We start from the raw sequence: 19,630 nt of genomic DNA, 5'->3' as shown, positions 1-19,630 counted from the left end.
CCTCGGGCACCGTCAGACCTGAGCCTTCGTGGTCACGGCCTCGACGATGCGCGCGACGGCCTCGTCGAGCGGCACCTGGTTGTCCTGGCTGCCGTCGCGATAGCGGAAGGACACCGCGTTCGCGTCGGCGTCGTCGCCGCCCGCGATGAGGACGAACGGAATCTTCTCCTTCGAGGCGGTGCGGATCTTCTTGGGGAAGCGCTCGTCCGAGGCGTCGAGCTCGGCGCGCACGCCCGCCGCGCGCAGTCGCGCGACCAGCTCGCCCAGGTAGTCGTTGAACGGCTCGGCGACCGGGATCGCGCGCACCTGGACCGGTGCGAGCCACACGGGGAACTGACCCGCATAGTGCTCGGTAAGGATCGCGAAGAAGCGCTCAATCGAGCCGAACAGCGCACGGTGAATCATCACGGGGCGCTGGCGCGAGCCGTCCGAGGCCGTGTACTCGAGCTCAAAGCGCTCGGGAAGGTTGAAGTCGAGCTGGATGGTCGACATCTGCCACGTGCGCCCGATCGCGTCGCGCGCCTGCACGGAGATCTTGGGTCCGTAGAACGCCGCGCCACCCGGGTCGGGCACCAGTTCGAGGCCCGACGCGAGGCCCACCTCGCGCAGGGTCGCGGTGGCCTCCTCCCAGATCTCGTCCGAGCCGACCGACTTCTCGGGATTGCGGGTCGACAGTTCGAGGTAGAAGTCCTCGAGCCCGTAGTCCTTGAGCAGTCCGAGCACGAACTCGAGGGTGGTGGTGAGCTCATCCTTCATCTGCTCGCGCGTGCAGTAGATGTGCGCGTCATCCTGCGTGAAGCCGCGCGCACGGGTGAGGCCGTGCACCACGCCCGACTTCTCGTTGCGGTACACCGTGCCGAACTCGAACAGGCGCAGCGGCAGCTCGCGATACGACCGGCCACGCGCGCCGAAGATGAGGTTGTGCATCGGGCAGTTCATGGGCTTGAGGTAGTAGTCCTGGCCCTGCTTCGTGATGTTGCCCGCGGCGTCGCGCTCCTCGTCCATCTGCATGGGCGGGTACATGCCGTCCGCGTACCAGTCGAGGTGACCCGAGGTCTGGAACAGCTGCGCCTTGGTCGCGTGGGGGGTGTAGACGAACTCGTACCCCTCCTCGATGTGGCGCCTGCGGGAGTACTCCTCCATCTCCATGCGGATCACGCCGCCCTTGGGGTGGAAGACGGCGAGCCCCGAGCCGATCTCGTCGGGGAAGGAGAAGAGGTCCATCTCCGCGCCGAGCTTGCGGTGGTCGCGGCGCTCCGCCTCGGCGAGCCGCTCCTTGTACGCGGTGAGTTCCTCCTTGGAGGGCCACGCCGTGCCGTACACGCGCTGGAGCTGCGGGTTCTTCTCGGAGCCCTTCCAGTATGCGGCGGCGGAGCGCATGAGCGACCACCCGTTCTGCAGCACACGGGTGCTGGGCACGTGAGGACCGCGGCACAGGTCCTTCCATGCGACCTCGCCCCCGCGGCGCACGTTGTCGTAGATGGTGATGTCGCCATCGCCGATCTCGACCGAGGCACCCTCGGCACCCGCGGTGTCCTGCGTGAGCAGCTCGCACTTGAAGGGCTCGTGAGCGAGCTCCGCGAGCGCCTCGTCGCGGGTCACCTCGCGACGCACGAAGGCCTGACCCTCCTTGACGATGCGCTGCATCGCCTTCTCGAGTGCCTTGAGGTCCTCGGGGGTGAAGGGCGTCTCGACGTCGAAGTCGTAGTAGAAGCCGTTCTCGATGGGCGGGCCGACGCCCAGCTTGGCGTCGGGGTTAACGGCCTGAACGGCCTGCGCGAGCACGTGCGCGGTCGAGTGGCGCAGCACCATGAGGCCGTCGGGCTCGGAGACCGTCACGGCGTCGACGGAGGCGCCGGCGGGGACCTCGCGCGCGAGATCCCACAGCGCGCCGTCGACCCTCATCACGACCACGTCGCGGCGCTCACCGAACAGATCGGCGCCCGTCGTGCCCGGTGCGAGCTCTCGCTCGACGCCGTCGATGGTCGCAGTCAGGCTTGACACCGGTGTTCTCCTCGGGTGGTGGGGCGTACGGGGACGATGCTACCGAGGGTCCGTGCGGTCGCGTCACCGCCGCGCGTGAGCGCGGGTGGCGGCTACAGCCCCTGTCCCCCGTCCCACAGCCGCTCGGAGGCGCCCGAGACGAGCGCCGCGACCGACATCGCCTGCGCATCGGTGAGCGAGGCGACGTAGTCGATGATGCCGCGGCCCGTGGCGTAGCGCCGCAACGCCGCGGCATCGGTGGTCGGCAGGGCCTCCGGCGACCGATCCCTCACCCTGAGGTAGTCCTCGGCGGCGATCTCGACCAGGTCCAGGAGGCGCCGGGGGCGCGGCGCACGTCGTCATCGTCGTCGAGCCATGCCGCGAAGCTGGTCACGAGCCTCTCGATCACGCTCGCCTGGCCGCGCTGATACACCGCGAGGTCGGGACGGTGGAGGACGAACCGCTCCTGGAGGAACTTCAGGACAGCGACGTCGTGCCACGCCGCGGTGTCGAGGCTCACGTGGCCCGACCTCACGTGGGGGTCGCGTTCGACGGAGACCGAGTGCTGGAGGCGGGCGATCCATCCGGACATGAACACCGCGAGCCCGCGGTCGGCCGCGAGCGAGCCGTCGTATGGGACCGACAGCAGGCCGTCCACGACCTCGTCGGCGACCCTCGCGACGGACTCGCCGAAGGCATCGTCCCCCGCGACCCACGGGTCCTTCTCGACCATCCGCCTGCGCAGCAGTTCGAGGCCGTGTCCCGGCGTGCGCGGGGCGCGCAGGAGCTCCTCGCGCGGGATTCGTGCGAGCGCCGCGCGGTCCCTGATCCACGTGCGGAACTCCGCGGACACCGCCGCCTGGTTGAGGAGGTCCGCGCGGTAGAAGTCGTCGAGGTCGTGCAGCGAGTAGGCGATGTCGTCCGCGATGTCCATGACCGAGCACTCGACGGTCTGCTGGAGCGGCGCGATCGCGGGGTATGCGGCCCGAGCCTGCGCGAAGTCGGCGGCGTCGAGGGTGTACGCCGAGAACTTGAGCGCGCCCTCCCCGGCCTGGCGGGCGCGAGACCGCGCGGCGTCGCGGCGCCCACGGGCCAGCGCTGGCCCTCGGCCCGCATCCAGGGGTACTTCAGCACCGCGGCCCTCACCGCGGCCGTGAGGTTCAGGCCGGAGCCGGCCCGATCGTACTCGTCGAGACGCGTGAGGATGCGGAAGGTCTGGGCATTGCCCTCGAAGCCCTCGTCGAGCCCGAAGCGCTCGCGGGCCAGGCGATTGAGGGTCTGCTCGCCCAGGTGGCCGAACGGCGGATGGCCGAGGTCGTGCGCGGCTGCGGCCGCCTGCACCACGACCGGGTCGCATCCACCCAGATCCCGTACGAGCGCGCCACGCTCGCCTCGGTCGCCCACGAGCGAGACGGCGATCGCGCGCGCGACGGCCGTCACCTTCACGGAATGCGTGAGGCGGTTGTGGACCGCGAGTCCGGCGCCGGACTGCGAGATCACCTGAGTGACCGCGGACAGCCGCGAGAAGTACGGCGAGAAGCGGATGCGCTCGAGGTCGACGCGGAACTCGGGGCGATACTCGACCAGCTGAAACTCGTCGAGTTGCTCGGCGACGCGACGCGCGATGCGCGGGTCCACCGCCGCCGGCTCACTCATGCGACCTCCCCTGGTCGGTCCCCGTCCTTCGGCTATCGAGGACGCTATCGACGCCCGACGCCGGGTGTCCAGCCGCGCGGACGCGCATGCCGGGGCATGACACAGGCGCCGCCTCCCGAGGGAGACGGCGCCTGAGGGGTCAGTCCTTGTTGTGGTCCTTGGCCCACTGCTCGGCCTTCGCGACCTGCACGTCCACGTTGTCGGGGGTGTGCTCGCGAATCTTGTCGCCGACCTTGCCGAGGGTCTCATCGTCCGGAAGGGCGTCCTTGGCCTTGTTGGCGAGATCCTTCATGTCCATCACTGCCTCCTGAGATAGGGGTGCTCTTGGCATGGGCGACAACGCGGGCCAGGGTCCTGCCATTCCGGACGATGCGTGGGGCGCCTAGTTCGAGGGCGCGCTCGGCGCGGACTGGGCGGACTGGGCGGACTGCGCCGAGACCGGCGACTGGGCGCTGACCGGCGACACCGGCGAGGGTGCGGACTGCGGCGACACGGGCGACTGGGTGCTCACGGGCGAGGGTGCGGACTGCGGCGACACGGGCGACTGCGTGCTCACCGGCGAGGGGCTCGACGCGGGGGTCGCGGGCGACTGCGTGCTCACCGGCGAGGGGCTCGACGCGGGGGTCGCGGGCGACACGGAGGACCGGACGGACACCGTCGACCGCACGGACATCGTGCTCGACAGCGGAACGATCGACGAGGGCGAGACGCGGGGCGTCTCGCTCGCGGTGTCGGACGGGCTGGGCTGGGGGTCGGCGCGTCGCCAGTGGCCGCGTTGGCCGCGACGCCCACACCGATGACGCCGAGCGTGCCGGCGACGATCCACGCGCTCCTGTGACGGATGTTCATGATGGTCTCCTGTGATCTCGGTCAGACCCGGGTGGCCTGTCTCGATGGCACCACCATGACGGGCACACATGAACGGCCTAGGAGAGGATCGTGAGAGTCCTCTCATGCGGGCGGAAGCGAGGCCACCTCCGACTCGGCACGCTCGAGCCAGCGCTGCGCGAGCGAGCGATCCGCGATGCCAGACGCGAGCGAGACGAGCACCGCCGCGATGCGTGCCGCGAGCTGTTCCGCGGGCACCGCGTCCGCGAGCGCGGCACGGACCGCGTCGATCCACGCCGGCACGTCCGCGTAGCCCTCGCCGTCAAAGTCCTCGAGCGTGAGGAGGTGAGCGAGCAGGCATGCGAGGTCATCCGCGCGGTACCCGGGGCCGAGCGTGTCGACGTCGATGAGCGCCGTGGGTCGGGGGTCGCGGGTGGCCGAGACGAAGACGTTCGCCGCGTGAAAGTCCCCGTGGGTCGCGACCACCGGACCGGGAGCCTCGCGCGTGGCGGCGGCGATCCGCGCCGCGACGGCGCGCACGCGAGACTCCTCGAGTCCCGCGGCGATCGCCGCGTCGGCGTAGCGGGAGAGCTCCTCCGTGGGGGACGGCCGCCTGTCGAGGGCCGTGGCCGCCTCCGGGAGCGCGTCGAGCACGTCGAGGATCAGCGCGGGGTCGAGGGGCGCACGCCCTTCGGGCGCGGTCGGCAGATACAGGTGGGAGGTGAGGGGGATGCCCTCGGCGGCGTCGATGAGGACGATGCCGTCGCACAGGTCCCGCGCACGCGGCGCGAGGGCACACATCGCGTGCCGCTCGAGCAGCCGCGCGGCACGGCGAGGACGCACCACCTTGACGAACACCGCGGACTCGACGCCGTCGCGGGTCACGCGCGCACGCAGGACCGCGCGGCGCATGGGCCGCAGGACCATCATCTCGAGGCCGGTGACCTCGCACGGCTCACCGTCGGCGGCTGCGATCCTGGCGGCGAGAGCCTCGGGCACACAGGCATCCGCGAGGCCGGTGAGTTCGGGGTCCGCGGGATGGCGCCACACCGTCACGGCGCCCTGCTCGTTCTCCAGGCGCACGGCGCCCACCCTGGCGCGCACGGCATCGTCGATATCCGCGGTCGACGCGATGAGGTAGATGCGCTCCCCCGACGCGACCACGTCGTAGGCCACCGAGGTTTCCGCGCCGGGGCGCGCGTGCACGGCGTCGATGGTCCACGACTCGAGCGCGGCGCCCGACGCGCCCAGGGCCGCCACCAGCATGGGCTCAGGGTCCTCGCGCAGCAGGACGGCCAGGTCGGGGACGACTGTCATGGGGTCCATCCCACCATGGCGGCGGGCGAGGCGGCGCACTCGTCACCGTGCGGTTGCGCCGCCGGGGATGGCGCGTGACGATCGCTCCATGCCTCACTTCCTGGTCTCCTTTCCCGCGAGCGCGATGGCGGACCTCAGTCCCGAGGAACTCGCGCAGGCGAGTGTTGACTCGCACGCCGCGATCGAGGACGCCAAAGCCGCCGGCGTCTACGTCTTCGGCGGCGGCATCGACACGTCGGTGGCGCCCGTGCGCGTCAACGGCCACGGCGAGGTGTCCGCGACGACGTACCCGGGATACGTGCTCGACGGCGGCTTCGCGGTACTGAGGGTCGCGTCCCAGGACGAGGCGGTCGCGTGGGCGGCCAGGCTCGCGGCGGCCTGCCGCTGCCCTCAGGAGGTCCGGCGCTTGGGCGACGATCCCGCGAGCTGAGGCAGCGCGTCTCTGGGCCGAGACACACGTCAGGCCCCGGCGGACCGGGGCCTGAATCGCTGAAGATGGTGGGCGATACTGGGATCGAACCAGTGACCTCTTCCGTGTGAAGGAAGCGCGCTACCCCTGCGCCAATCGCCCATCGAGCGGTCACCATAGTAGCGCCTCCGCCGGGGTGCGAGTGACACCCCCGGTCGCGGCCGGGTCCGCGGGCGCCCGCATGAGAGAACTCTCATGCCGCGCCCACGCTCACGATGGGACACTAGCCACGTGTCCACCGACCCGAGCCCTGCCAGCGACGATGCCGCGGCTCGCCCCATGCACGACACCGCGCCTCGCGCCTCGCGCCGCGGCCTCACGGTCCGCACGTGGATCCTTGCGGCGGTGTTTGGCCTCAGCGCGCTCGCGCTGCTCACCGCGGGCGTGACGGTGGCCCGGCTGCAGGAACTACGCGTCGAGACACGCATCGACGACGACCTCCGGTCCTCGGCCGAGGAGTTCCGCCTGCTGTCCTCCGAGGGCGTCGACCCGGAGACCGGCGAGGCCTTCACGTCGCCGGCGGATCTCGTGCGCACGGCGATGGCGCGCATCATCCCCGGCCGCAATGAGGGAGTCGTGGGTGTCGTGGGCGGCGAAATCGCGTACACCGCGCGCGGCGCGGACGTCGCGCTCGAGGACGATCCGGCGCTGGTGGCCGCACTGGGTCCACTGGTCACGGGGGACGCGACGTCGTTCACGACCGTCGAGACCCCCGTCACGACGTATCGGGTCGCGGCGATCCCCGTGCGCACGGCGGCGGACGGATCTCTTGCTGAGGGTCCGGACGACTCGTCGCCGCCGGCGGACTCCGTCGCGGCACTCGTCTTCGCGTACGACCTCACGGCCGAGCGCGCGGATTTTGGCGAGGTGTTCCGGAGCTATGCGCTCGTCGCCGCCGCCTCGCTGGTGGTCGTGACGGTCGTGGGTTGGCTGGTCGCGGGGCAGCTGCTCCGGCCCATCCGCGTCCTCGCGGCGTCGGCGCGCAGGATCGGACGCGAGGACCTCTCCGAGCGCATCCCTGTCAGAGGCAACGACGACCTCGCCGACATGACGCGCTCCGTCAACGAGATGCTCGAGCGACTCGACGACGCGTTCGACGCGCAGCGCCAGCTCATCGACGATGTCAACCACGAGCTGCGCACACCCCTCACCGTCGTGAGGGGCCATCTCGAGCTCATGGATGCCGAGGATCCCGACGATGCCCGCGAGGTGCGGGCGCTCGCGCTCGACGAGGTCGCGCGCATGAACAGGGTCATCGACGACCTCACGACGCTGGCCACCGCGGAACGTCCCGACTTCGTGCGCGCCGAGCCCATCGAACTGGGCGCCCTCACGGACGAGATCTTCGACAAGGCCGTGGCCCTGGGCGAGCGGCAGTGGCGACTCGAGCAGCGCGCGGAGGGGGTCGCGGAGGCAGACCGTCAGCGGCTCACGCAGGCCCTCCTGCAGCTCGCGGCCAACGCCGTCAAGTTCTCCCCGGCCGGTTCGCGGATCTCGCTGGGCAGCAGAATCGAGGGCTCCCGGGCCGTGCTGTGGGTCGCCGACGAGGGACCTGGTGTGGCACCCGAGGACCGCGAGCGTGTCTTCGAGCGCTTCGCACGCGTGGGCGACCGCTCCGCTCCGGGCTCGGGGCTGGGCCTGGCGATCGTCGCGGCCATCGCCCACGCCCACGAGGGCCGGGCCCGGTGCGGCGGGGCGCCCGGCGGCGGCGCACTGTTCACGATCGAGATTCCCCGGGCGCGAGCCCACACCGACACCCCCACCACCGCAGAGGAGGCTCCGTGACCCAGATCCTGGTGATCGAGGACGAGGACAGGATCGCGACCTTCGTCGCGAAGGGCCTGAAGTCGGCCGGATACGCGACGCAGCGCGCGGCCACCGCGAAGGAGGGCTTCGAGGCCGCACTATCGGGCGACCCCGACCTCATCGTGCTCGACCTGGGTCTGCCCGACGGCGACGGCCTCGAGCTGCTGGCTCGCATGCGCGCCTCGGGCGTCGGCGTGCCCGTCATCATCCTCACGGCGCGGCGGTCGGTCGATGACACCGTCGCCGGCCTCGAGGGCGGCGCGGACGACTACATGGCCAAGCCCTTCGGCTTCGACGAACTCCTCGCCAGGATCCGGCTGCGCCTGCGCGTCGAGAGCCAGGGTGAGGCGACCACGCTGTCCCACGGGTCGCTGTCGCTCGACCTGCGCACGCGCCGCGCGACCATCGAGAGTCGCGAAGTCGACCTGTCCGCGCGAGAGTTCACGCTCGCGGAGACGCTGCTGCGCAATCCCGGGCAGGCACTCAGCCGCGAGCAGCTGCTCTCTCGCGTGTGGGGATACGACTTCGACCCCGGCTCGAACGTGGTCGACGTCTACGTCCGCTACCTCCGCGCAAAGATCGGCGCGGATCGCATCGAGACGGTGCGCGGGGTGGGCTACCGGCTGGTGGCACCGCGGCCCGGCACCGGATTCTCGTAGGCCTCGCTAGTCCGCGGACTGCGGGCTGGGAGCCGACGCCGCGCTCGCGGGCGACGCGGCGCTCGCCTGCGCGGGCGCGGGCGCGGGCGCCGGGTCCGCCGGGCTTGCCGCGCTGGGGGCCGATGCCGCGGTCGCCGGCGCGGCCGGCGTCGCGGGGGACGGCGAGACCACCGAGACGCGCGTGACGGGAGAGGCGGTTGCGGTCGGGCTCGATGCCGCGGTGATGGCGGAGATCGCCGTCACAGGAGTGACGGGTGTGACGGTCGAACTCACCTTGAGGATGAGCGCCTCCGGCGACGAGGGTGCGCTCACCTCGATCCCCGGAACGGGGTCGTTGGACGGGCCCCCGCTGGCCGCAAACGCGACACCAGCACCCACCGCGACGATGCCAAAGGCGCCGGTGACGATCCATGTCGACTGCGTGGCCATCGCGTGTTCCTTCCCGTCGTGTGCGTCGGCGCGGGCACTGGCGCGCGCGTCACCCCAGCATCGTCCCGCGCGGTGAGCCCTTCAGGAGAGCTTCATGAGAAAACTCTCATGAACCACGCGGTCACGCGCGGCGCGGCTGAGGATCGGTGTCGCGCGCGGAACGGTCGGCGAAGACCTCCGCCAGGGCCGTCAGGAGGGGCCCGGGGGCCAACTCCACGCCGTCAAGGGAGGCGAGCGGCTGGACGCGACGCGTCGAGGAGGTCACCGCGGCGTGCGCCGCGCCGCTCGTGACCTCGTCGAGGACTCCCAGTTCGAGCTCTCCCGGGGCGGCGACCCTGATGGGCAGGCTGGCCTCGGCGCCCCACTCGAGAGCAAGCCCTCGCACGGTGCCGGGTAGACAGCCAGAGGCAAGCGGCGGGGTGACGATCTCCCCTTCGCGTTCGATGAGGATGTTGGATGCCGTGCCCTCGCACAGGTGGCCATGGGTGTTGGCCATGAGTGCCTCGTCCGCGCCGCGCGAGCGCGCGAACTCCATCATCACCACGTTCTCGGCGTAGGACGTGCTCTTCACGCCCGCGAGCGGCGACCGTTCGTTGCGACGCCACGGCACCCGCACCGCGCGACACTCCGTGAGCGCCGGGGAGTCGTTCGCCACCACGACGAGCGTATGGGGCCCGTCGCCGCGCGCACTGCTCATGGGTCCGGCGCCGGACGACACGGTGATGCGCAGGCGAGTGAGGCCCTCGGCGGCGGAGAGCACCTCACCCACGGCCTCGCGCACCCACTCGGTGTCGACGGGCTCCATGCCCATGCGCGCCATCGAGTACTCGAGACGCTTGAGGTGGCGCGTGAGCGCGAAGGCGCGGCCGTGGACCACCTCCATGGTCTCGAAGACGCCGTCGCCGACCGTCCAGCCATGGTCTCGCGCCGCGACGACCGGCTCGTCAGCGTCATCGAGAAGCCCACCACCACGCAGGCGTCCCCCCACCCACACCAGCGTTGTCATGGGCCCATTGTGTCCGCGGATGCCAGAGCTATCAAGCGTCGCGCCTTCAACTCCGTCTCGGCCCACTCTCCCGCCGCCTCCGACCCCCACGTGATGCCGGCGCCGGTACCGAAGGACAGGCGTCCGCCCTGGTCAGGGCGCCACACGAAGGTGCGAATGCCCACCGCGAGCTCGGCGCGACGGGAATCGGCATCGATCCACCCGATCGCACCGCAGTACGGACCGCGAGGCACGGGCTCCTCGCGCGCGATGATTGCCAGCGCGGACCCCTTGGGTGCGCCGCTCACGGACCCCGGCGGAAACGTGCCGTCCATCAGGGCCGGCCACAGTCGCTCGGTCCAGTCGAAGTCGGGCGCGAGCGTCGCCGCGACCGTGGACTGCAGGTGCACCAGTCCCGGGTGCTCGTGCAGGCCGAGCAGCTCCGGCACCCTCACCGAGCCGGGCGCGGCGACGTGCGAGACGTCGTTGCGGATGAGGTCGGTGATCATCACGTTCTCGGCCTCGTCCTTGGGGAGCATCTGCTCCCCCGGTGCCGCGGTTCCCTTGATCGGGCTCGAGGTCACCGTGGCACCGTCCACCCTCAGGTAAAGCTCGGGAGACGCCGAGACCACCCAGGCCCCCGGCCACGCCGCGGTGCGGGGAATCACGATGCGCGACGCGAAGCGTGCGGGGTTGCCCGTCGCGAGCCGATGCGCGAGCGCCACGGCGTCCGGCCCCGGTTCAGCCGCGGGAAGCGGCGCGTCGAGCATGCGACAGAGGTTGACCTGATAGACGTCGCCATCGCGGATGTCCGCGCGGATCCGGTCGACGCCCGCCATGTACGCGTCGCGATCGAGGGACGAGGTCCACGAGGAAGCCAGCGGACCGCGCCAGGCGCGGCCGGGAGGCGGCTCGGGCACGGCATCGTCCCTGGTCACGGCCTCCATGCGCCACGCGTCGAGGCGGCCCTCGAAGCTCCCCACGACGACCCAGAAGCCGCCCGCGGCGACCTTGGCGCCGTCGACGGTGAGGTCCGCATGGTCGACGGGTGAGGCGGCGCGGACGCCCCGGAACGCGGCGCTGCCGGTCCGGCGCGGATCGTCCTCCCACCTCACGGAGACCACGCTAGTGGGGCGCGCGCGTGACGCTGGTCGACGGGGTCTCGCGCGCCACGCCCGGGCGTCGACCGATTTGGTCCGGCGGCGTTCTATCCGCTAGGGTCTATCTCTCGTCAGGGCACAGCCCCGACATGCGGACGTGGCTCAGTTGGTAGAGCATCACCTTGCCAAGGTGAGGGTCGCGGGTTCGAATCCCGTCGTCCGCTCGGAGCGCCGGCGCCGGTGACGGTGGCGGCACTACGGTGGAGTGGCCGAGAGGCGAGGCAGCGGCCTGCAAAGCCGTATACGTGGGTTCGAATCCCATCTCCACCTCGGGCGATTGGCGCAGCGGTAGCGCGCTTCCCTGACACGGAAGAGGTCACTGGTTCGATCCCAGTATCGCCCACGACGAGGACGAGTCACCCGAGAAATCGGGCCTCGGCCTGTCGGCCGGTTCCGACCGGCAAACGCGGACGTGGCTCAGTTGGTAGAGCATCACCTTGCCAAGGTGAGGGTCGCGGGTTCGAATCCCGTCGTCCGCTCGAATGATCGCCCCTCGGGGCGATCTTCGTGTTTTACCTGGCTTCTTGCCGGGCGATTGGCGCAGCGGTAGCGCGCTTCCCTGACACGGAAGAGGTCACTGGTTCGATCCCAGTATCGCCCACTCCCCTGATCTCCACGCGGCTCGCACGCAGCCCGCGGACATTCCTCAACGACTCACGCGCACCGCGCCCCTCACGGACTCGGCGGCACCCCGCAGGTCGCCGGTGTCCACGGGCGCGGCGAGGCCACGGCAGCGGGCCGCGAGCGCCGTCAGCGCCGCCATGTCCCTCATTCCCTCTCCCAGCCGTGCATCGATGGGGGCGAGGCCTGCCGACAGCCGCTCGCCCACTCCGCTGCGCACCACCAGGGTGCGCCAGTTCGCGAGCAGTCGCTGGAACTCGAGCAGCCGCTGGTGCGCGTCGTCGACCGCGTCCGCCGCGGCCAGCAGGCCCGCGGCGGCGGCACGGCGGGTCTCCTCCCCTCCTCGATCGACACGGCGACCGCGCTCGCGAGATCGCCGATGCTGCGGGCGGGGTCGCCGATCGCGGTGCCCGCGATGAGGTCGGCCGCGACCAGCAGCGCCATGTCGGTGTGGAGCACGGACAGCGCGAGCGCCGCGCGCAGATCCAGGAGACGCGTGCGCTGCGCGTCGAGAGCGACACTCAGCGGCCGCACCGTCTCGCGAAGTGCCCGAGCAAGGGTCACCGTGGCGCGCGCGGTGGGCGGCAGCACCGGAGCGGACGCCGCGACGGCCTCGGATGCCTCCGCCGCGGCGTCCGCGGCACTGGCCAGCGCGTCGAGGCTGACGTGAAGCGTTCCCGCGACGCGGCCGAGCTCCGCGGCGACCTCGGCGGCGTCCTCGTAGCGCGCGCGAAGTTCGCCGAGCTCATGATCGATCGTGATGAGCCCCCGTACGACGTCGTGCCAACGGTCCCCGGGCCGCGTGAGGGGCCGAGCGGAGCCTCCCCCGCGGCGCGGCGCCCGTCGACCTCGGCGGGCAGCAGCGTCCTGATGACGTCGTCATAGTCGTCGAAGCCCAGTCCGCGGAGTCTCCTCAGCAGGTCCTGTGCGCCGATCGTCGCCGCCTCCGCACGGCTCGCGCCCGCGCGGCGCACGCCATTCTCGAGCGCACGCGTGAGCCGATACGCGTCGACCACGGGCTCCCAGAGGTCGGGGCACGTGACGGCCGACCTCACCGAGAGGAAGCCGTCGCCCAGCGGCGTCACGGTCGAGAACGTGCGGTAGGGCACGCCATCGGCGGCGAGGTTCACCACGTAGGCCGCCATCGACCGGCCGGCGAGCAGGCGGTCCCACATGATCCGGAAGGCGCCGCCGGGCATATCGGGGTGGCGGATGAGGTTGTGCGGGGCACCCACGAGCGCGTCCTCGCTGAACCGCGAGAGCCGCACGAACGTGGAGTTCACCGTCTCGATCACCCCGCGCCGATCGGTGGTCGAGTAGAAGACCTCGTCGACTCCATACGGCCGTTCATGCTCCATCGACAGCAGCGCCACTGACACCGGGCACCTCCTTGTGAGCCAGGCATGGGGGACCTGGTCCGACGCTAGACCCGCGGCCGGGACGTGGGGCTCGCGACGCGCCGCTCTCCGCCCGCAGGTCGCCGCCGGTCAGCCCGGAATGGGCGCGAAGAGCTCTCCCACCTCGACCGCTTCCGCGAGCGTGTTTCCCGGTCCGGGGAGCGGGCACACCCAGTCCGAGGAATACGCGCACGACGGCTGGTAGGCAAAGTTGAGGTCGATCACGAGCGCGTCTCGAGTGCCTCCGAGATCGGCCCCCTTCACGGTGTCGAGCACGTATCGTCCTCCACCGTAGGTGCGTGCCGAGGGGTCGCGCAGGGGCACAAAGATCCCGCCGCCGTACGAGTCGAGCCACCACACGTCGAGCCCTCCGAGGCCCGGAAGCTCGACCCTTCCGACGCGTTCGAACGGGACCACGCCATCGGTCGCCGTGGGCACCTCACGCCGCTCCGGCGGCGCGTCGAGGACCGGCACCACGAAGCGGGCGGCGGGGTCGTACGGGGCGACGCTGGGACGGAACGATGCACGGGCGGCCGGAGGCACGGGCGTCGCCGGGTGGTCGCGGAGCAGCGTCGCGCGACGCTCGCGCCACTCCTCGTGGGCCGCACGCGGGTCGGAGTGCGCGCGCACCGCGGCGTACATCTCGGCGACGCGCAAGCGCCAGTCCCTGATCTGCCACGCGGCGCTCACGGACGCCCGCCCAGGAGCGTGCCCATCGCGTTCGCGAGGCCCCGCGTGACGGCATCGGGATCGCGGTCGAGGTAGCCAGCGACGAGCGCACCATCGCGCAACATCATGATCTGATGCGCGAGCAGCGCCGTGTCGGCACCGTCGCGCGCGACGCCGGCGGAGACGAGCCAGCCCTCGATCGCGCGCATCATCACGGCGCGGAAGTCCGCGACGACGCGGCGGACGGGATGCTCCGCGTCGGGGTACTCGGCCGCGGCGTTGATGAAGGGACACCCGCGAAAGCCGGGGCCGCACATGTCCTCCGTCAGCGCGGCCGCGATCGTCGTCAGGTCTGGCGGCACCCCCGTGCCCTGTGCGATGGCCGCTCGAACCCGGGCGAGTTCGCGCTCGAGATAGGCGACCACGACATCGTCCTTGCTGGGGAAGTGACGGTAGAAGGTGACCTTGGAGAACCCGACCTCGGCGAGAATCCGATCCGCGCTGACCGCACGGATCCCGTGCGTGGCGAAGAGCCGGGACGCCGCCTCCACGATCTCCTCGGCCACGGCGGGACCTCGCCGTGGCGCGATGCGGGAGCCGAGCGAGCCCGTGGCCTGGGACGAGGCGCGGCGGTCGTCTCGCGTGCCGGTCGCGGTGGGCGCGTGCGTCGCGGTCATGGGTGCTCCTTGCGTGGGGCGAGTGCAGGGAATCGATTGTGCCTGCCCTGCGCTACAGTCGGTGTAGACGTACTAGTAACTCTACAGGACACGCCACGAAGGAGCACTCATGACCCTCGACCCCACGGCCGAATCCCCCGCTACCGACGACCTCGCCGCGGCGGCCGCCGAAGACGAGCAGCCGCGCGGCAAGGCCCCTCGCCGCCCCAAGGCCTTCTACACGGCCGAGGCCACCGCGACCGGCGACGGACGCAACGGCCGCGTCGCCTCGAGCGACGGCCTGCTGGACCTCGACCTCGTGATCCCCAATCCGATCACGCAGCCCAAGAAGACCAACCCCGAACAGCTGTTCGCGGCGGGCTTCTCCGCGTGCTTTAACTCTGCGTTCCAGGGCGCGGCGAAGCTCCTCAAGGTCAAGCTGATCGAGTCGACCGTCACCGCGCGCGTAGGCATCGGACCCGTGGCGCTCAACCGCTTCGGCCTGGGAGTGAAACTCCACGTGACCGCCGTGGGAATCGACCAGGAGACGGCCGAGCGGGTCGCCGTGAAGGCCGAGCAGATGTGCCCGTACTCGAACGCGACGCGCGGCAACATCCCCGTCGACATCGAGGTCAGTGTCAGGTAAATCCCGCCTCAAGGGAATGCCAGCGCCTCGGGTCGCGTCTGTCATGATGGTCAGATCCGAGGAGGCTGGTTTTCTCTATGTCCGACGTCACGCACGAACGTACGAGAAGCACGAAGAGGCTGGGTCATCGCCCGGACGCGCCGGTGCCGCTGTCGACCTATCGCCTGCAGTTGAGCGCGGCATTCACCTTCGCCGATGCCGCGGCGCGGCTGGATTACTTCGCCGCGCTGGGCGTCACGCACCTGTACCTTTCCCCCATCCTCACGGCCGCTCCGGGATCGACGCACTTCTATGACGTGGTCGACCACGCGCGCATCTCCGACGTGCTCGGCGGGGAGGAGGGACTGCGCGAGCTGTCGTGGCAGGCAGGTGAGCGGGGAATCGGGCTCATTGCCGACGTGGTCCCCAACCACATGGCGGTTCCCACCCCCGCGTATCACAACCAGGCGCTGTGGTCGGTGCTCGAGGAGGGGCACGACTCGCCATTCGCGCACTGGTTCGACGTCGACTGGGAGTCGGGCGAGCCAGTATTGATGCCGGTGCTGGGCCAGCGTATCGGCACGGTGCTCGCCGCGGGCGAGCTGGCCGTCGACCGCATGGTCGTGCCGGGACTCGAGGACCGCGGAGAGGTGCCGGTCCTGCGGTACTGGGACCACGTCTTCCCGATTCGCGAGGGCACCGAACACCTCCCGCTGGCCTCGCTCGTCGAGCAGCAGCACTATCGCCTCGCGTACTGGCGGGTCGCCAACGAGGAGCTCAACTACCGCCGCTTCTTCGACGTGGGCTCGCTCGTCGCCGTGCGCGTCGAAGACCCCGACGTTTTCGATGCCACCCACGCGCGCATCGTCTCCCTCATCGAGGACGGAACGCTGCAGGGCCTGCGCATCGACCACCCCGACGGCCTCGCGGACCCCGAGGGCTACCTGGCGCGGTTGTCCGCCGCGACCCACGGAGCGTGGATCGTGGTTGAGAAGATCCTCGAGGACGAGGAGCGGCTTCCCACGCATTGGAAGACGGCCGGGACCACCGGATACGACGCCTCCTGGCGCGTCGGGGCGCTACTGAGGGACGCGGCTGGCGCCGCGCCGCTCGCTGGCACGCTCCATCGCGTCGCCGGGGACGCGATGGGCGAGCTGCCGGACATGATCGACGCCGCCAAGCGGGAGATCGTGAAGGAGTCGCTGTCGAGCGAGGTGCACCGACTCGCGACGATCGCGCACCACGTGTGCACGACGGACGTTCGGCTCCGGGACCACACGTGGCGCGCGCTCTACGACTGCTTGCGGACCATGCTCGTCACCTTTGATCGGTACCGCGCATACGTGGTCGCCGACGCCCCGCCGCGCCCCGACTCGCTCGAGACCATCGATCACGCCGCGGAGCGCGCGCGCCGCCTCCTCGACCCCGAGCGTCACGAGACGCTCGATGTGGTGGTGGACCTGCTCAAGGGCGCCGAGGTGGGTTCCGCCGGGCGCACGACGGACGCCAAGCGACGCGAGCTCATCACCCGCTTCCAGCAGGCCTGCGGCGCGACGATGGCGAAGGGCGTGGAGGACACCGCGTACTACCGCTGGACGCACCTGTTGCCGCTGTGCGAGGTGGGCTCCCCCGCGGGACGCTTCGCGATGCCGCCGGCGGCCTTCCACGCGTGGGCGCACGAGCAGCAGCAGCTCTACCCCCACGCGATGACGTGCCTCACGACTCACGACATCAAGCGCTCCGAGGACGTGCGCGCGCGGCTGGGAGTGCTGTCCGAGGCGGCCGACGAGTGGGACGAGTTGGTGCAGCGGCTGCGCGAGGTGACTGCCGAGTTGCGCCCCGCGGAGCTCGACGGTCGCACCGAGAACCTGTGGTGGCAGACGCTGGTCGGGACGTCCGACGAGGACGGGGTGATGGAGTGGGACCGCCTCGAGGGCTACCTGGTCAAGGCGATGCGTGAGGCCAAGTCGCACACCACGTGGACGTCGGTCAACGAGACCTACGAGTCGCAAGTGCTGTGGTTCGCGCAGACGACTCACGCCGACCCCGCCGTGCGGGACGAGCTCATCGCCTGGCACCGCGCAACCGCGACCGGCGTGCGCGCGGCGATCCTGGGCCAGAAGCTTCTGCAGCTCACGATCCCCGGCGTGCCCGACGTCTATCAGGGCACCGAGGTGGTCGCCCCGAGCCTCGTCGACCCCGACAATCGCCGGCCCGTCGACTTCGAGTTGCGGGCGGAGATGCTCGCGCGAGTGATGGGACGCGCCAAGCCGCGGGGCCTGACCGAGGAGAAGATGCTGGTGACGGCCTCCGCGCTGCGGTTGCGGCGCGCCCAGCCTGCCGCCTTCATTGGCGACGATGCCGGCTACGTCCCCTTGGCATCGTCCTCCGGCCACGCCGTGGTCTTCGCGCGCACGGTGGGCGAGGAGGCCGTCACCATCACCGTGGTGACCCGCGCGGCGCTCGAGCTCGAGCGGCTCGGCGGGTGGGGCGAGCACACCGTGCAGCTTCCGGAGGGTCGCTGGCGCGACGTGATTGGCCGTCACACGGTCGAGGGAGGCCCGGTGCCGCTCGCGCAACTGCTCAAGTCTCACCCCGTCGCGCTGCTGGAGCGCGCGTGAGTGCGCCGGTGCGGGTGTGGGCGCCCGCCGCGTCGCGTGTCGAGGTCCTCGTGGGACCGGCCGACTCCGCGGTCACTCAGGTGATGCATCCGGCCGGTGAGTCCGGGTGGTGGGAAGGCCCCGCGCTTCCCGACGGCACCGACTACGCGTTCGCGATCGACGGCGCGGGACCGTTCCCCGATCCCCGCAGCGCGTGGCAGCCCCATGGCGTTCATGGTCCGTCCCGCATCTTTGACCCGAGCGCATTCGCGTGGACCGACTCCGACTGGACGGGCCGCGACGCCCGCGGAGCCGTGCACTACGAGGTGCATGTGGGCACCTTCACGCCACGGGGCACCCTGGATGGCATCGACGATCATCAGTTGAGCGACCTCGCCGCGCGAGGCATCGAGATGATCGAGTTGATGCCCCTCGCGGCCTTCCCCGGCACGCGCGGATGGGGCTATGACGGCGTCGCGCTGTACTCGGTCCACGACGCCTATGGCGGACCGGCGGCGCTCCAGCGGTTCGTCGACCGCGCGCATCGGCATGGACTGGCCGTGTGCCTCGACGTGGTCTACAACCACCTGGGACCGGACGGCAACTACCTCGCACAGTTCGGGCCGTACTTCACCGACGCACACGAGACCCCATGGGGCTGGGCCGTCAATCTAGACCAGGCCCATGCGCAGGGGATGCGCCGCTTCATCATCGACAACGCCCTGCGGTGGTTCACGGACTTCCACGTCGACGCGCTCCGGCTCGACGCCGTGCACGCACTCGTGGACGACTCACCGAGGCACATCCTCGCCGAGCTCGCCGACGAGACCGCCGCGCTCTCCGCGAGACTCGCCCGACCGCTGTCACTCACGGCAGAGTCCGACCTCAACGACATCAGGATGGTCACGCCGACCTCCGCAGGCGGGCTGGGCATGACGGCACAGTGGGCGGACGATGTCCATCACGCGCTCCACGCGTATCTCACCGGGGAGCGGCACGGCTACTACGTCGACTTCGGCTCCGTCGAGGCCCTCGACAAGGTCTACCGCGACGTCTTCCTTCACGACGGCGGCTTCTCGACATTCCGCGGCACCGACTGGGGGCGGCCGGTTCCGCACGACGTCGATCGCCGCCGATTCGTGGTGTTTGCGTCCAATCACGACCAGGTGGGCAACAGGGCGATCGGCGACAGGCCGGCGAGCAGGCTCAGCCCTGGTGGGCAGGCGGCCTCGCTCGCCCTCGTCTTGCTGTCCCCCTTCACGCCCATGCTGTTCATGGGCGAGGAGTACGGGGAGACCCGGCCCTTCATGTTCTTCACCGACCACGACGAGCCGCTGGGCACCGCGGTATCCGAGGGCCGCATGGGCGAGTTCGCCGGGCACGGATGGGACGAGTTGTATGGCGGCCACGTCGAGGTTCCGGATCCGCAGGATCGCCAGACCTTCCTCCGCTCGAAGCTCGGCTCCGGGCTTGCCTCGACCACCACGACGAACGCCCGCATCGAACGGTGGGTCGCGATGGTCATGGAGGTCAGGCCCCGCACGCTGGCAGAGGGCGCGTGGTCCCGCCATCCGGCGGCGGTGACCGAGCAGGCGCCGCGCCAGCTGACGATGCACGGGCCGGTCTACGTTCATGCGAATCTGTCCGACGAGCCGATGCGCGTGCTCGGCGGCACTCTTCTGGGGGCCTTCGGCACGGTGACGGACGAGGGGCGCGAGATCGTGCTCGAGCCCGACGCCGTCGCACTCGTAGCCGCGTAGCGACGTAGCG

At 70.9% G+C, this 19,630-nt stretch carries 22 protein-coding genes and 6 tRNA genes; 13 read left to right on the top strand and 15 right to left on the bottom strand.

Going from position 1 to position 19,630, the window contains the following annotated elements:
- Nucleotides 1–12: 12 nt before the first annotated feature.
- The 4 genes from thrS to QUE44_RS13950 all read right to left on the bottom strand — a co-directional run bounded on the left by thrS (nucleotide 13) and on the right by QUE44_RS13950 (nucleotide 3,387).
- On the bottom strand, nucleotides 13–2,004 hold the full coding sequence (gene thrS / locus QUE44_RS03445) for a threonine--tRNA ligase (RefSeq protein ID WP_286215882.1): 1,992 nt from the start codon (nucleotides 2,002–2,004) through the stop codon (nucleotides 13–15).
- A 92-nt stretch (nucleotides 2,005–2,096) separates the two neighbouring features.
- A complete protein-coding gene (locus QUE44_RS03440) occupies nucleotides 2,097–2,276 on the bottom strand; it encodes a hypothetical protein (protein WP_286215881.1) in 180 nt (59 codons plus the stop codon).
- Complete coding sequence (locus tag QUE44_RS13955) at nucleotides 2,273–2,503, bottom strand: hypothetical protein (RefSeq protein WP_350226884.1); 231 nt, start codon at nucleotides 2,501–2,503, stop codon at nucleotides 2,273–2,275. The genes QUE44_RS03440 and QUE44_RS13955 overlap by 4 nt, the downstream gene beginning before the upstream one ends.
- Nucleotides 2,504–2,514: 11 nt before the next feature.
- Nucleotides 2,515–3,387: a hypothetical protein gene (locus tag QUE44_RS13950; protein WP_350226919.1), complete on the bottom strand. Its 873-nt coding sequence runs from the start codon at nucleotides 3,385–3,387 to the stop codon at nucleotides 2,515–2,517.
- On the opposite strand from QUE44_RS13950, the gene QUE44_RS03430 reads away from it, so the two are divergent.
- Complete coding sequence (locus QUE44_RS03430; RefSeq protein ID WP_286215879.1) at nucleotides 3,274–3,774, top strand: hypothetical protein; 501 nt, start codon at nucleotides 3,274–3,276, stop codon at nucleotides 3,772–3,774. The genes QUE44_RS13950 and QUE44_RS03430 overlap by 114 nt on opposite strands.
- 4 nt (nucleotides 3,775–3,778) lie before the next feature.
- Here QUE44_RS03430 and QUE44_RS03425 read toward each other — a convergent pair whose 3' ends face one another.
- Nucleotides 3,779–3,937: a hypothetical protein gene (locus QUE44_RS03425; RefSeq protein WP_286215878.1), complete on the bottom strand. Its 159-nt coding sequence runs from the start codon at nucleotides 3,935–3,937 to the stop codon at nucleotides 3,779–3,781.
- A 205-nt stretch (nucleotides 3,938–4,142) separates the two neighbouring features.
- Between QUE44_RS03425 and QUE44_RS03420 the strand changes: the two genes are divergently transcribed.
- Entirely contained in the window at nucleotides 4,143–4,439 is a 297-nt protein-coding gene (locus QUE44_RS03420; RefSeq protein WP_286215875.1) for a hypothetical protein, read from the top strand.
- 151 nt (nucleotides 4,440–4,590) lie between these two features.
- Here the strand turns inward: QUE44_RS03420 and QUE44_RS03415 are convergent, their stop codons facing one another.
- A complete protein-coding gene (locus tag QUE44_RS03415; protein ID WP_286215873.1) occupies nucleotides 4,591–5,784 on the bottom strand; it encodes a phosphotransferase in 1,194 nt (397 codons plus the stop codon).
- Nucleotides 5,785–5,872: 88 nt separating this feature from the next.
- On the opposite strand from QUE44_RS03415, the gene QUE44_RS03410 reads away from it, so the two are divergent.
- On the top strand, nucleotides 5,873–6,214 hold the full coding sequence (locus tag QUE44_RS03410; protein ID WP_286215871.1) for a YciI family protein: 342 nt from the start codon (nucleotides 5,873–5,875) through the stop codon (nucleotides 6,212–6,214).
- Between the two features lie 66 nt (nucleotides 6,215–6,280).
- On the opposite strand, the gene QUE44_RS03405 is transcribed toward QUE44_RS03410, so the two are convergent.
- Nucleotides 6,281–6,355, bottom strand: a tRNA-Val gene (locus QUE44_RS03405).
- Nucleotides 6,356–6,484: 129 nt separating this feature from the next.
- Here QUE44_RS03405 and QUE44_RS03400 point away from each other — a divergent pair.
- On the top strand, nucleotides 6,485–8,038 hold the full coding sequence (locus QUE44_RS03400; RefSeq protein WP_286215870.1) for a sensor histidine kinase: 1,554 nt from the start codon (nucleotides 6,485–6,487) through the stop codon (nucleotides 8,036–8,038).
- Nucleotides 8,035–8,718, top strand: coding sequence for a response regulator transcription factor (locus tag QUE44_RS03395; RefSeq protein ID WP_286215867.1), 684 nt, complete (start codon nucleotides 8,035–8,037; stop codon nucleotides 8,716–8,718). Before QUE44_RS03400 ends, QUE44_RS03395 begins: the two co-directional genes overlap by 4 nt.
- Nucleotides 8,719–8,724: 6 nt before the next feature.
- Here QUE44_RS03395 and QUE44_RS03390 read toward each other — a convergent pair whose 3' ends face one another.
- The 3 genes from QUE44_RS03390 to QUE44_RS03380 all read right to left on the bottom strand — a co-directional run bounded on the left by QUE44_RS03390 (nucleotide 8,725) and on the right by QUE44_RS03380 (nucleotide 11,247).
- Nucleotides 8,725–9,147 carry a hypothetical protein gene (locus QUE44_RS03390; RefSeq protein WP_286215866.1) on the bottom strand — a complete coding sequence of 141 codons (423 nt, stop codon included), beginning with the start codon at nucleotides 9,145–9,147 and terminating at the stop codon, nucleotides 8,725–8,727.
- Nucleotides 9,148–9,268: 121 nt separating this feature from the next.
- The gene (locus QUE44_RS03385; RefSeq protein WP_286215865.1) at nucleotides 9,269–10,153 is read right to left on the bottom strand and encodes an aminotransferase class IV; all 885 of its coding nucleotides are present in this window, start codon (nucleotides 10,151–10,153) and stop codon (nucleotides 9,269–9,271) included.
- Nucleotides 10,150–11,247, bottom strand: a complete 1,098-nt coding sequence (locus QUE44_RS03380; RefSeq protein WP_286215863.1) for a chorismate-binding protein — start codon at nucleotides 11,245–11,247, stop codon at nucleotides 10,150–10,152. Before QUE44_RS03380 ends, QUE44_RS03385 begins: the two co-directional genes overlap by 4 nt.
- Nucleotides 11,248–11,383: 136 nt before the next feature.
- Between QUE44_RS03380 and QUE44_RS03375 the strand changes: the two genes are divergently transcribed.
- From QUE44_RS03375 to QUE44_RS03355, 5 genes are all read left to right on the top strand, one after another.
- Nucleotides 11,384–11,456, top strand: a tRNA-Gly gene (locus QUE44_RS03375).
- A 35-nt stretch (nucleotides 11,457–11,491) separates the two neighbouring features.
- A tRNA-Cys gene (locus QUE44_RS03370) sits at nucleotides 11,492–11,562 on the top strand.
- 1 nt (nucleotide 11,563) lies between these two features.
- A tRNA-Val gene (locus tag QUE44_RS03365) sits at nucleotides 11,564–11,635 on the top strand.
- Nucleotides 11,636–11,698: 63 nt separating this feature from the next.
- Nucleotides 11,699–11,771, top strand: a tRNA-Gly gene (locus QUE44_RS03360).
- Between the two features lie 50 nt (nucleotides 11,772–11,821).
- Nucleotides 11,822–11,893, top strand: a tRNA-Val gene (locus QUE44_RS03355).
- Nucleotides 11,894–11,938: 45 nt separating this feature from the next.
- Here QUE44_RS03355 and QUE44_RS03350 read toward each other — a convergent pair.
- From QUE44_RS03350 to QUE44_RS03330, 5 genes are all read right to left on the bottom strand, one after another.
- Nucleotides 11,939–12,064, bottom strand: a complete 126-nt coding sequence (locus QUE44_RS03350) for a hypothetical protein (RefSeq protein ID WP_286215862.1) — start codon at nucleotides 12,062–12,064, stop codon at nucleotides 11,939–11,941.
- Entirely contained in the window at nucleotides 12,061–12,504 is a 444-nt protein-coding gene (locus QUE44_RS03345) for a hypothetical protein (RefSeq protein WP_286215860.1), read from the bottom strand. The genes QUE44_RS03350 and QUE44_RS03345 overlap by 4 nt, the downstream gene beginning before the upstream one ends.
- Complete coding sequence (locus tag QUE44_RS03340; protein ID WP_286215858.1) at nucleotides 12,474–13,292, bottom strand: hypothetical protein; 819 nt, start codon at nucleotides 13,290–13,292, stop codon at nucleotides 12,474–12,476. Before QUE44_RS03340 ends, QUE44_RS03345 begins: the two co-directional genes overlap by 31 nt.
- A gap of 108 nt (nucleotides 13,293–13,400) precedes the next feature.
- On the bottom strand, nucleotides 13,401–13,952 hold the full coding sequence (locus tag QUE44_RS03335) for a DUF1684 domain-containing protein (protein WP_286216652.1): 552 nt from the start codon (nucleotides 13,950–13,952) through the stop codon (nucleotides 13,401–13,403).
- A gap of 44 nt (nucleotides 13,953–13,996) precedes the next feature.
- Nucleotides 13,997–14,656 carry a TetR/AcrR family transcriptional regulator gene (locus QUE44_RS03330; RefSeq protein ID WP_286215856.1) on the bottom strand — a complete coding sequence of 220 codons (660 nt, stop codon included), beginning with the start codon at nucleotides 14,654–14,656 and terminating at the stop codon, nucleotides 13,997–13,999.
- Nucleotides 14,657–14,765: 109 nt separating this feature from the next.
- Here QUE44_RS03330 and QUE44_RS03325 point away from each other — a divergent pair, with 109 nt between their 5' ends.
- From QUE44_RS03325 to treZ, 3 genes are all read left to right on the top strand, one after another.
- Nucleotides 14,766–15,281, top strand: coding sequence for an organic hydroperoxide resistance protein (locus tag QUE44_RS03325; RefSeq protein WP_286215854.1), 516 nt, complete (start codon nucleotides 14,766–14,768; stop codon nucleotides 15,279–15,281).
- A 143-nt stretch (nucleotides 15,282–15,424) separates the two neighbouring features.
- Nucleotides 15,425–17,881 carry a malto-oligosyltrehalose synthase gene (gene treY, locus QUE44_RS03320; protein ID WP_345378115.1) on the top strand — a complete coding sequence of 819 codons (2,457 nt, stop codon included), beginning with the start codon at nucleotides 15,425–15,427 and terminating at the stop codon, nucleotides 17,879–17,881.
- Complete coding sequence (gene treZ, locus QUE44_RS03315; protein WP_286215850.1) at nucleotides 17,878–19,620, top strand: malto-oligosyltrehalose trehalohydrolase; 1,743 nt, start codon at nucleotides 17,878–17,880, stop codon at nucleotides 19,618–19,620. Before treY ends, treZ begins: the two co-directional genes overlap by 4 nt.
- Nucleotides 19,621–19,630 lie beyond the last annotated feature (10 nt).

It is taken from the genome of Demequina sediminis, assembly GCF_030296675.1.
GTDB lineage: Bacteria > Actinomycetota > Actinomycetes > Actinomycetales > Demequinaceae > Demequina > Demequina sediminis.
Note: the sequence above shows the minus strand (reverse complement) of the source record. Positions and strands in the feature narration are given on the sequence as shown.